The sequence below is a fragment of the Polyangium jinanense genome (assembly GCF_028435265.1).
Taxonomy (GTDB): Bacteria; Myxococcota_A; Polyangia; order Polyangiales; family Polyangiaceae; genus Polyangium; species Polyangium jinanense.
Genome location: NZ_JAGTJK010000005.1, coordinates 74,652 through 85,675, shown reverse-complemented (window position 1 = coordinate 85,675; position 11,024 = coordinate 74,652). Strand labels below are relative to the sequence as shown.

Sequence of the window (11,024 nt, the reverse complement as noted above, 5' to 3'; positions counted from 1 at the left end):
CCTTCCCCCGCCATGCCGGCGAGGGGCGCGCGCTGGAGATACTCATGCTTTCGAAGATCTCTCGTTCGACTTCATTCGCCGTGGCCCCCGTGCTCCTGGGGCTCCTCGGGGCGCTCGCGCTCACGCAGGGCTGCGGCACGGATCCCGGCCCGGGCGCGAGCGGATCGTCCTCCTCGGGGACCAACGTGGGCGGCGTCGGCGGCGCGGGCGGCAGCGGGGGCACGGGCGGCGTCGGCGGCGCCGGCGGGACCGGCGGCATGGATGCCGGTCCGCCCTGGGATCCGACCGTCGGATGGACCCACTTCGAGGAGAGCGCCGACACCCAAAAGATCTACGTATCGAGCTCGGACGGGGACGACAACAACGACGGCCTTTCGCCGGAGAAAGCTGTCAAGACGATCGCCAAGGGCAAGCAGCTCCTGCGCGATGGCTTCCCGGATTGGTTGCTCCTGAAGCGCGGCGACGCCTGGAACGAGGGGCTCGGCACGTGGACGCTGTCGGGCCGGGGTACGACGGAGCCGATGCTCGTCTCGACGTACGGCGACGCCGTGGCGCGTCCGCTGCTCGAGACGGGCGCGAAACGCGGGCTTTACGCGGATCCGGGCGTCACGCTCCAGCACCTCGCGTTCGTGGGCATCCATTTCCACGCGAACACCCGCGACCCCGCGAGCCCCGATTTCGTGGGCCCGGCAGGCGACGAGGGCGTCATGTGGCTTGCCAAGGGCGGCGACCTGCTCTTCGAGGATCTGATGATCCAGTCCTACACGGGCAACATCAGCATCCAGGGGATTCAAGGGAAAATCAACAATGTCCGGGTGCGCCGCTCGGTCATCGTCGACGCATACGACATCGAAGATCCGGATCCGAACGAGACCCTCGACGACTCCGAGGGCCTCTATGCGATGAACGTCGACGTGCTCGTGCTCGAAGGAAACGTCTTCGACCATAACGGCTGGAATGCGGACGTGCCCGGCGCGAACGCGACGCTCTACAACCACAATGTCTACATCCAGTCGTCGTGCTCGAAGGTGACGATCCGCGGCAACATCACGACGCGCGCGGCGAGCCACGGCATCCAGGCGCGCGCGGGCGGCGTCGTGGACAAGAACCTCGTCATCGACAATCCCATCGGCTTCTCGTACGGCCTGACAAACGGCTCGGCGACCCCGGTCCCGGGCGGCGTCACGGGCACGGTGACCGGCAACGTGGTGGGCGACGCGGGCGATATCACGGCGGCCGAGGCACGCGGGATCGGGATCCAGATCGGGAACATCAAGTCGGCGGTCGTCGAGAACAACATCCTCGCGCACGACAAGACTGCGGGCGGCAATCACATCGCGTTCGAGCTCACGCGCAAATACGACCCGATGCAGGTGCCGGACGAGGCGATCTCGGACCTCACGATCCGGAACAACGTCGTCTACGACTGGCGCGGCGGGATTCGCTTCTCCACGACGGCGCTCACGAACGTGAAGGTCGAGGCCAACGATGTTCAGTCGCCGCTCCGGGGCGAGGAGCTCGTGCGGTTCTTCAACCAGGACTTCAATGCGGGCGTGACGTTCGGCCAGAACCGTTGGTTCTCGAGCGTGCCCGACAAGAGCTGGTTCGAATTCGGGCCGGAGGCGACGGGCATCTCGTTCACCGAGTGGGTCTCGAAGTCCAAGGAGACGGAATCGACGAACACGGCGGTCTCGTACCCGGATCCGGAGCGCAAGCTCGGCACGTACCACGCGTCGCTCGGCAAGGAGGCCACGTTCGAGGCCTACATCGCCGAGGCGCGCAAGCAATCGCGCTACAACTATCGATACGAATACACGGCGGAAGGGCCCATCACGTACATCCGCGCGGGATTCGGCAAGGACTGACGCATGGACGGGGAGGAGCGCGCTCCGCCGCGGGCGCGCTCGCTCCTCCCCTGCCCCGGGACACGCTTGACATGCCGGGCAGAATTTGTCTTGCTGCCCGTATGCCGCGCTCGTTCTCTTCCCTCCTCCTCGCGCTCACGCTTTCGCTCGCGGGCTGCACGGGCGCCGTGCGCGGCACGCCGCTTTCGGAGGTACCAAAGCCCGCCGCGGTGACCGCCCGCGCCACGACCGCTGAGCCCGACGGCTTGCGCGTGCTCGTCACTGCCAGGCAAAAGCGAATCGCTGAGGAGGGCGTGTGGCTCGCGGCCGACGAGGACGAGCTGCGCTCGCTCTGGAATACCGTCGGCGCGGACGGGCCTCCTCCGCGCGTCGATTTCGATACCCACGTGGTACTCGGGTCTTCGTATTTGGGCGGCGCCTGCGAGCCGGAGATTGACACGGTCGAGGTCGACGCCGCGGGCACGTTGAGGCTCCGCACCCATCTTTTGAGCGACTGGTGTATTGCGCTCGCCGTGTACGTCGCGCAGGCCATCGCGGTGCCTCGACGGATCTTGCCCTCGCGTTTCGTGTTCGTCGCGCCGCACTCGCGCACGCCGTACGCCTTCGATTTGCCGGCGGCGGCACCGAAGGCATCGGCCGCCTCCCGTGTGGTGCCTCCGATTTCTTCTCTCGAACGCCCGTCCCTTTCCGCCCCGCTCGGCGTGGTCGCGCTCCCTCCGCATGGCCATATCGCGCTCCGCACGCTCGACGATGGGCGGGCCGTGTGGGTGGTGGCTCATCGATCGGGTGCCATCTCGGTCCTTTCCGCCGACGAACCCGCGTTCAGCGATTCTCCCTGGCTCCGCAAAAAGGTGGAATGGCTCTCCAGGATCGGTCGATTCGGGTCGGGGCACGATGCGGCCGGGCGCTCGGTTCACGGCGCCTCGCCGCTCGAAACACGCGTCTTCGCGCGGCAGGGCGACGGGCGTATCGCCATCGGTGAGCCCGCCCCGCTCGCGCCGGGCCCCATCGAGCCCCGCGCCGAGGCCCCGACGCTGAAAGGTTCGTCTGATCCATACACAGACCTGCCGCTCCTCCCGCTCGACGCAATGCCCGAAGGCCGCATGGCGCGGGTGGACAGTGCGCTCGTCTTCGGACTCTCCGGCCCCGCGCGCCTCTGCAACCTGCCGACCGTGGACAAGCTCTTGGATCACTTCCCGGGTTGTCCCGAACATGCGCCCGCGGTCCTGGGTTCGCCCTCGGAGCCACGCCGCGGGGTGACGTTCATGGTAGCGCCCGTGATCGTGCGGCGGCGCGGGGGCGCGGTGGATCTCGCCATCTTGGGATCCGACGGGACCGGAGGCCTCGCGTCAAGACCCCTTTTCCCACCCGCCCCGCGGGGCGATTCGCGCGCGCGGGGCGCGTTGACGATGGGCGCCCCCGTGCGCGGAACCACGAGCGGCGCGAAAGACGGCGTGTCCCCTGCCTGTGTGGCCGTGGGCGGCGCGCCGGACGAGACCTGGACATTCACGGCGCCGCGCGCCGGGCTTTATGCTCTTCAGCTCGACAGCGATTACGACGGCGCGCTCGCGGTTTACGACGCGGACGGGGCGCTCCTCGCTTGTAATGACGACCGGCACAGCTTGGTGAGCTCGTCGCTCGTGCACATTTCCCTCGCGCAAGGTGCGCGGGTAAAGGTCGTCGTCGATGGGTTCGGCGGTCATGCGGGGGCGTACACGCTCCGGGTCCAGGAGGAGGCGCCACTCGCGCATGGAGGTGTGCTCGTGCTCGGGCGCGAGGTCGCGGGGGATACGTCGAAATCCACCGACGACCACGCCGCGTACTGCGCGTCCTACGGCAACGACGACGAATGGCTCTTCGACGTCACGGAGGACACCACGTACGTTTTCCGCCTCGAGACGCCCGGCTGGACGACCGTGCTGTCCGTCCTCGCCGAGGGCGCATCGATGCCGCACCTCTGCACCCGGGAGCGCTCGCCGTCTTCTCCGCTGGTCACCGATGCGGCTCTCGCGCCGGGGAAATACAAGATCATCGTCGACGGGCCCAACGAAAAGGATGCGGGTCCCTATCGGCTGCGGGTGGAACGAAAAACCCCGTGAACGTTCTTCAAGGGCGCGGCGGCGCCTTGAAGCCCATCGCGGCGAGCAGGCGCTCGAAATCGTCGAACGGCATGCTCCCGCCCGTCGCGCCCGGGTGCCCGTGGCCCGAGTCTCCGGTGAGCGGCACGCCGAGGCCGTGCAGGTAACGTAACAGGTCCGGCTCGGCGCGGCTCCGCATCGCGAAGTTCACCCGGCCCGGCAAATAATCGTAATTGGCGGCGATCACGATACGATCGGAAAACCGCGCGGCCGCGCGCTGGGCCACGAGCGGGTGCACGCGCGCCCCCGAGCGAAAAGGCAGGAGCACGACGTTGCCCGCGAAATACGGCCTCGAACGCGCGCACCTTTGCACCTCCGCCGCGACCTCGGCGCGTACCTCGCGGAGTTTGTCCACGCCCGGCACGCGCCCCTTCGCCACGTCCGCCGGCTCCCGCGCCCGGAGCAGCACCTCCCACGCCGCCGCGATGTCGTGCGCGGCCGAGCGCCGCGGCGCATTCAAGAGCACGATCGCCTCCCGAAGGCTCGTGCGTGGAATGCCGCCCATCATTCCCTTCACCACGTCGGGCAAAGGCGCGGCCCCGAGGTCCGCCATCGCCCCAAGCAGCCCGAGCCAAGCAGAATCCCGCACATCCGCGACTTCACGAAACAGGTGCCACGCGAGCAGGCTCGTCGAGGCCACGGGCGGATGGCCGAACGCGCTCACGACCGTCGCGCCCGGAGGAAAACCGCTCGTGGGCGCGTGGTGATCCACGAGCAAGGTCGAAAGGCCCGGGAGGATCGGCTCGCCGCGGCTGCCCATGTCGAGCACCACGAGCGCGTCCGGCTTCGCGGCGACAATGCGCGCTCGCAGCGCGTCCATGTGCACGTGCTCCCCCTTGCCTGGCAGGACGGGCACCACCTCGGCCCCCAGCCGTTCGAGCGCTCGGAATGCGAGCGCCCCCGCGGACAAACCGTCGACGTCTCCATCGGGCACGAGCACGAAGCGCCCGCGCGCGTGGGCCCGGACGAGCTCCCTTCCGGCCTCCATCGCCGCGGGATCCGCGGGCCACGCCTCGGCTTGCTCGATCCGCTTCTCCGCCGCCGCTCCCATGAAAAACGTATCGGGCTCGAAATGGATGTACGGGAGGGCTCCCGGATTCGGGGGTCGGCCCTATTGGCTCGCTTCCATGGAAAAGCATCGCCTCGGCTACGTGGCCCAGTGTTTGTCCTTGAAGATCGGCGCGAGTCACACCTGCCGCGTCGCCAATGCCACGCCCGCCCGCCTTCTCGACCTCATCGCGCAAAACCTCGCGGAGCTCGAACAAATTCTTCTGTTCAACGAGAAGCACGGTATCCAAGTCTTCCGCATCGGCTCCGGGCTCGTCCCGCTCGCCTCGCACCCCGTGAACGAGCTCCACTGGTGGAAACACTTCGCGCGCGATTTCGACAAGATCGGCGCGATCGCCAGGCGCTCGGGGCAACGGCTGTCCATGCACCCCTCGCCCGCCGGCGCCTCGCTCGCCTCGGCGCGCCCCGAGGTCCGCCTGGCCGCCGAAAAGGAATTGCTTTATTCGACGCGCGTCCTCGACATGCTCGGCCAGGGCCCCGAGGCGCGCGTCGTACTCCACGTCGGCGGGGCCGCGCCCGATCGGATGACCGCAATGGCTGCCGCGCATCGGATGCTCGACGCCCTGCCCGACGACGCGCGCCGCCGCATCGCCGTCGAGCACGACGACCGCACCTGGAGCGCCCGCGAGGTCTTTCCGCTTGCCCGCGCGCACCGCCTGCCGTTCCTCGCCGATCCGCTGCACAACGCCGTCTTGCCCTCGGATCCCGTGGTCCCCATCGACGAGCTCTTCCGCATGGCGAACACGACCTGGCTTCCGCTCGGGTTGCGGCCCAAGCACCACCTCGCCAGCCAGAGGAAGGACGGCCCTCCCGGCGCGCACGCCGATTTCATCGATCCCAAGGATTACCGCGAGGCCGTGGCCGCGCTCGAGGTGCCGAGCGATTTCATGATCGAGGCCAAGCAGAAGGACCTCGCGCTCTTCAAGCTCCAGCGCACGCGCCTCGAACCGGCAAAGCCGAAGCGCGCCGCGGTCGTATCGCGCGCCTGAACGGGAAAACGCGGTAGACCTGGATGCGGCTTTGACGTGCCCGCCACGCGACCCGAGGTTCCCGGGCATGAGGCTGTCGCGCAGCGCGATTTCCCGTCTGGTCGTTTCGTCCCTCGTAACGCTCGCCGGATGCACCGCGGATTCCGCGCCCACCGAACGCAACGAGACCTCCCTCGTCGGCAGTGATATCGAGCCCTCGTGCCCCGCGCCCAGCGTTTACGCGGGCAGGCTCGATGACACCTTCGGCGTGAACGGAATGGCCCGCGTGGGCCTCTCGGGCGACGACGGTGGCTATTTCGGGCTGGATGTCGCGGGAGATCGAATCCTCGCCGCTGGCTGGGGCGAGGCGCTCGGGGCCCTTCGTTTCCACCTGGCCCGATTGACCATGTCCGGAAGGCTCGATCCCGCGTTCGGAGACGATGGCACGGCCACCGCGGGATTCGCGCCGTCGACCAACGACCAGGCCCGCGCCGTCGCCGTCGGGCACCAGCACGACGGCGGGATCGTCGCCATGGGATGGCGGGACGAGTTCCGTGACGAATCCGCGAATATCGCGCTCGTCCATTTCCTTCCGGACGGGTCGATCGGGGGCGCGGGCTTCGGCACCGAGGGGAAAAGCCTGATCGACCTCGGCGGCGACGAATTCGTCCTGGATGGCCTGGTTCTTCCGGACGACAAGATCCTCGTGGTCGGTCGGCGCGATGCGGAGCTTTTCGTCGCGCGCGCCACCTCGAATGGCGCGCTCGATCCGACGTTCGCTTCCCCCAAGGGATACTTCACCGTCGCCGTGGGCTCCTCCCTGGAGGCCCGCTCGGTCGCCCTCGACGCGAGCGGCCGCATCCTCGTGGCCGGCACCGCGGACGTGGGCCAGGAAAAACGCATGGTCGTGATCCGCGCGACGGCGGACGGCGTGCTCGATCCCTCGTTCGGCCGCGAAGGCGTGGTCGTCGGCGAGAACGGGAGAGACGAGCGCGCGGTGTCCGTCGCGCTCTCTCGCGACGGCGCCATCGTGGTCGCCGGCGACACCGGCGGGAGCCCGGAATTCGTGGTCCGCCGCTTCCTCGCGGATGGCAGCCCCGACCCCGCGTTCGGCAACCGAGGCCGCTCGGCATGGCTCCGCGGGGCGGGCGAGATGCGAGCCGAAGACATGGTCGTATTGCCTGGTGGAGGCATCCTCGTCGTCGGCAACGCGGTCGAAGGCGCCGCGCCCGTGCTCGTGCGGTACACGTGTGACGGCCAGGTCGACAGCGCGTTCGGCGTGCACGGCATCCTGCGGGTTTACCTGGGTGAGGCAGGCGTCCTGCATACGGTCCGGCTTCACACGGGAAACCGCATTCTCCTCGGCGGCGCCGACGTCGGGGGGAGCCCGGGGCCGGGAACCTATGGAGTGGTCGTTCGCATGTGGATGTGACGAAAGAACGGTTCCCACGCGCAGGGACACGTGTGTCATGGGAAAACGCGGTAGACCTGAATGCGGCTTTGACGTGCCCGCCAAGCGGCCCGAGGTTCCCGGGCATGAGGCTGTCGCGCAGCGCGATTTCCGGTCTGGTCGTTTCGTCCCTCGTAACGCTCGCCGGATGCGGAGCGAATTCCGCGCCCACCGAACGCAACGAGACCTCCCTCGTCGGGAATGATGTCGAGCCCTCGTGCCCCGCGCCCAGCGCTTACGCGGGCAGGCTCGACGACACCTTCGGCGTGAACGGAATGGCCCGGGTGAGCTTTGGCGCCGCCGACGACGGAGCGTTTTTTGGGCTCGATGTCGCGGGCGATCGAATCCTTGCGGCGGGCTGGGCCGCGGGAGGGCTCGGGGGCGTTCGTTTCCGCCTGGCGCGGCTCACCACGTCCGGGAGGCTCGATCCGACGTTTGGTGGCAGTGGCACGCTCGGCACAGGATTCTCGCCGGCGATCTCCGACACCTCCTTTGCCGTCGCCGTCGGTCACCAGAGCGACGGCGGAATCGTCGCGATGGGCCACCGTGACAAGTTCCACGGCGAATCCGCGAACATCGCGCTCATGCGTTTCGAGCCGGACGGGTCGATCGGGGGCTCCGGGTTCGGCACCGACGGGAAGAGCCTGATCGACCTCGGCGGCGAGGAGTCCGTCGCGGATGGCCTGGTTCTTCCGAACGACAAGATCCTCGTGGTCGGTGGGCGCGGCAGCCAGGAGATTCTCATTGCCCGCGCCACCCGGACCGGCGCGCTCGATACCACGTTCGCTGCACCGAAGGGATACGTGACCGTCCCCGTGGGCGTCTCCGCGCACGCCCGATCGGTCGCCCTCGACGCGAGCGGCCGCATTCTCGTGGCCGGCACCGCGGACCTCGACCAGGGAACCATCATGGTCGTGCTTCGCCTGACGGCGGACGGCGTGCTCGATCCCTCGTTCGGCGGCGATGGCGTGATCGAAGCCGGCCGTGACACGAACCGCGAGCGCGCGGAGTCCGTCGCGCCTTCTGCCGACGGCACCATTGTCGTGGCCGGCGACACCGGAGGGGACAACCCAGATTTCGTGGTCCGCCGCTTCCTCGCGGACGGCAGCCCCGACCTCTCGTTCGGCTCCGAGGGCCGCGCGGAAGGGCCACGCCACGCGGGCAACATGCGAGCCGAGGACATGGTGGTATTGCCCGGGGGGGGTATCCTCGTCGTCGGCAATTCACCAGAAAACGAAACAATCGTCTCGCCCGTCCTCGTGCGGTACACATGCGACGGCCGCGTCGACACCACGTTCGGCGTTCACGGCATCCTGCGCGTATACCTCGGGGAGAACGGGGTCCTGCATACGGTCCGGCTCCACCCGGGCAATCGGGTTCTCCTCGGCGGCGCCGATGTGGGGATGACCCCGGGGCCGGGGACGTATGGAGTGGTCGTTCGCATGTGGATGTGACGAAAAGAAACGGGCTCACGCGAAGAGACACATGTGATAAGGAACGGCATGCTCCCTCTGCCGACCGTGGATGCGGCGCTCCCCACGATCCACCGGCTCCTCGTCCGGTTCGACGAGGCGCTCACACGGCTCGGCGGTCGTCCGAGCGCGCTCGAGCTCGAGCGGCCGACGTTCCTGGTCCACGAGGCCCTGTCGGGGCAGTCCCGCGAATTCCACAGCCACGCGCACGTGCTCACGCTCACGGAGGGGATGGGCCCGATCGAGACGCTCGCGGGCATCTTCCACGACGTCGTGTACGTGCAGGTGGATCAGGGTTTTCCCCGGATGGTGAGCGACATCCTCCGCCCGCTGCTCGCGTCCGTGGACGGGACCGGTTACCGGATCGGCCTCGGCGTGCTGGAGGACCCGGCCACGGCCCTCGTGGCCCGCATCTTCGGCCGCGAGCCCGGCGACGAGCTCACGCCGCTGACCGGCCTGAACGAGCTCGCGAGCGCCTTCGTCGCCGTCAAATGCCTGTCGCCGTTCCTGCCGCATCGCCACCTCGCCGAGATCGCCGCGGGCATCGAGGCGACGATCCCGTTCCGCGAGACGGCCGCGTTCGATCGCCTGGTCGGGCGCCTGCGGGAGCTCGGGATCCCCGGGCTCGACGCGAATGCGTGCGAGGACGCGGTGCGCGCGTCGGTGCGGCTCGCGAACCGCGACGTCGAGAACTTCGCCGAGGCCGATCCGGCACGTTTCCTCGACAATACCTGGCGGCTGCTCCCCGAGACGAACCCCGCGCTCCACATGCCGAACGTCTATCGAAACGGCGAGTATCGGCTCGCGCTGCAGCGCATGGAGGCCTTTCTCTCGACCCTCGCCGCCGAGCGCGTCTTTCACGCGTTCCGCGGCGAACCCTCGCCCGAGGTGCATGCAAGGCGAATCGCCCAGGCCCGCCGCAACATCTCGCTCGCGGTGCGATATCTGCGGGCGAAGCTTTATACGATCGCGCTCGTCGAGGCCTTCGCCTGCGCGACGGGCGGCGACGCGCCCATCGAGCTCTTCCTCGGGGGCATTCCGGACGAGAACAACACGAACCCCGTGCGGGCCGAGCTCTTCCTCGAGCGGGCGCCCGATTCCTCGGCGGACCTCGATCCCGTCCTGCTCCGCCTGCTCGAACAGGGCCGTGCGAGCCCTTCGAGCTTCGATCTCGGCGCCTCGCCGTACACCGCGTTCCTTTACCGATCGTTCGGCGAGCGCACGCTGATGGAGCGGCTCGAATCGACGCGGCCATGGATCCGCGGACGGGTGCCGGCGCGCGATTGGCTGGCCACACAGGCTTGCCCGCCGGTCGCCGCGCTCGCCCGCGCCATCGCCCGCGTGACAATGACGAGGCGCGAGGCGCTCGAAAAGCTCGCGGACGGGATGAGCCCACGGGTGGGCTGAACGAGGACGCCAGGCCTCCGGCGGCTGACTGACGCGAGGCGTCGTTCTCAGCGGGGCGCGATGGCATTGACGTGACTCCCTGGACACGCGTAGCCTAAAAATGCCAAGCGGGATCTCGCGCGGGTTTTTCCCCGGCGGCGGCCCCCGCGAGGACGAGACGTCCCCATGAGGTTTCGCACGATTCGACGCCTGCTCGCGGCTACGGTTCTGGTGGGTGGCCTCTTTGCCATCTCCAGCGCGGACGCGGCCGTTCCCCTGACGATCACCAACCAGGGACGGCTCTTCGAAGCGGACGACACGCCGATCAGCGGCGAGCTCACCGTGACCTTCGCGATCTACGACGCGACGGACGCGCAAACGCCGCTCTGGAGCGAAGAGCACAAGGTCGCCTTCGACGAGGGGTTCTACTCGGTCTCGCTCGGCTCGATCGTTCCGTTTGGGGACAAAGTGTTCAACGGCTCGGTCCGGTACCTGGGGATCACGATCGACAGCGAGCCGGAGCTCCAGCCGCGCGCGCCCATCCAGAGCGTGCCGTATGCGCTGCTCGCGAACGACGTGAACGGGGACATCCACCCGACGAGCGTCACGATCAACGGGACCGAGGTCATCAACAACAACGGCGAGTGGGTCGGTCCGCCGACGGGGCTCATGGGGCC

8 protein-coding genes and 1 pseudogene are annotated in these 11,024 nt (G+C 68.5%); 7 read left to right on the top strand and 2 right to left on the bottom strand.

Annotation, left to right across the window (positions count from 1 at the left end):
• Positions 1-44: 44 nt before the first annotated feature.
• Positions 45-1,865, top strand: a complete 1,821-nt coding sequence (locus KEG38_RS13405; RefSeq protein WP_272419814.1) for a right-handed parallel beta-helix repeat-containing protein — start codon at positions 45-47, stop codon at positions 1,863-1,865.
• Positions 1,866-1,966: 101 nt separating this feature from the next.
• Positions 1,967-3,964 (top strand): T9SS type B sorting domain-containing protein, encoded by a 1,998-nt coding sequence (locus KEG38_RS13400; protein ID WP_272419813.1) that lies wholly within the window; start codon positions 1,967-1,969, stop codon positions 3,962-3,964.
• 7 nt (positions 3,965-3,971) lie between these two features.
• Here the strand turns inward: KEG38_RS13400 and KEG38_RS13395 are convergent, their stop codons facing one another.
• The gene (locus tag KEG38_RS13395) at positions 3,972-5,054 is read right to left on the bottom strand and encodes a DHH family phosphoesterase (protein ID WP_272419812.1); all 1,083 of its coding nucleotides are present in this window, start codon (positions 5,052-5,054) and stop codon (positions 3,972-3,974) included.
• Between the two features lie 76 nt (positions 5,055-5,130).
• On the opposite strand from KEG38_RS13395, the gene uvsE reads away from it, so the two are divergent.
• The 5 genes and pseudogenes from uvsE to KEG38_RS56410 form a co-directional block, all read left to right on the top strand.
• Complete coding sequence (gene uvsE, locus KEG38_RS13390) at positions 5,131-6,060, top strand: UV DNA damage repair endonuclease UvsE (protein ID WP_272419811.1); 930 nt, start codon at positions 5,131-5,133, stop codon at positions 6,058-6,060.
• Between the two features lie 67 nt (positions 6,061-6,127).
• Positions 6,128-7,471: an NHL repeat-containing protein gene (locus tag KEG38_RS13385; RefSeq protein WP_272419810.1), complete on the top strand. Its 1,344-nt coding sequence runs from the start codon at positions 6,128-6,130 to the stop codon at positions 7,469-7,471.
• A 104-nt stretch (positions 7,472-7,575) separates the two neighbouring features.
• Positions 7,576-8,943 (top strand): hypothetical protein, encoded by a 1,368-nt coding sequence (locus KEG38_RS13380; RefSeq protein ID WP_272419809.1) that lies wholly within the window; start codon positions 7,576-7,578, stop codon positions 8,941-8,943.
• A gap of 48 nt (positions 8,944-8,991) precedes the next feature.
• On the top strand, positions 8,992-10,368 hold the full coding sequence (locus KEG38_RS13375) for a hypothetical protein (protein ID WP_272419808.1): 1,377 nt from the start codon (positions 8,992-8,994) through the stop codon (positions 10,366-10,368).
• A gap of 165 nt (positions 10,369-10,533) precedes the next feature.
• Positions 10,534-10,821 (top strand): annotated as a pseudogene (locus tag KEG38_RS56410) (DUF8740 domain-containing protein); the annotation flags it as partial.
• Here the strand turns inward: KEG38_RS56410 and KEG38_RS13370 are convergent.
• Entirely contained in the window at positions 10,773-10,976 is a 204-nt protein-coding gene (locus KEG38_RS13370; RefSeq protein WP_272419807.1) for a hypothetical protein, read from the bottom strand. The pseudogene KEG38_RS56410 and the gene KEG38_RS13370 sit on opposite strands and share 49 nt — an antisense overlap.
• Positions 10,977-11,024: the final 48 nt, after the last annotated feature.

Coding starts and splice junctions, on each gene's coding strand:
- KEG38_RS13405 (WP_272419814.1), top strand. CDS start 45: ATGCTTTCGAAGATCTCTCGTTCGACTTCATTCGCCGTGGCCCCCGTG.
- KEG38_RS13400 (WP_272419813.1), top strand. CDS start 1,967: ATGCCGCGCTCGTTCTCTTCCCTCCTCCTCGCGCTCACGCTTTCGCTC.
- KEG38_RS13395 (WP_272419812.1), bottom strand. CDS start 5,054: ATGGGAGCGGCGGCGGAGAAGCGGATCGAGCAAGCCGAGGCGTGGCCC.
- uvsE (WP_272419811.1), top strand. CDS start 5,131: ATGGAAAAGCATCGCCTCGGCTACGTGGCCCAGTGTTTGTCCTTGAAG.
- KEG38_RS13385 (WP_272419810.1), top strand. CDS start 6,128: ATGAGGCTGTCGCGCAGCGCGATTTCCCGTCTGGTCGTTTCGTCCCTC.
- KEG38_RS13380 (WP_272419809.1), top strand. CDS start 7,576: ATGAGGCTGTCGCGCAGCGCGATTTCCGGTCTGGTCGTTTCGTCCCTC.
- KEG38_RS13375 (WP_272419808.1), top strand. CDS start 8,992: ATGCTCCCTCTGCCGACCGTGGATGCGGCGCTCCCCACGATCCACCGG.
- KEG38_RS13370 (WP_272419807.1), bottom strand. CDS start 10,976: ATGACCTCGGTCCCGTTGATCGTGACGCTCGTCGGGTGGATGTCCCCG.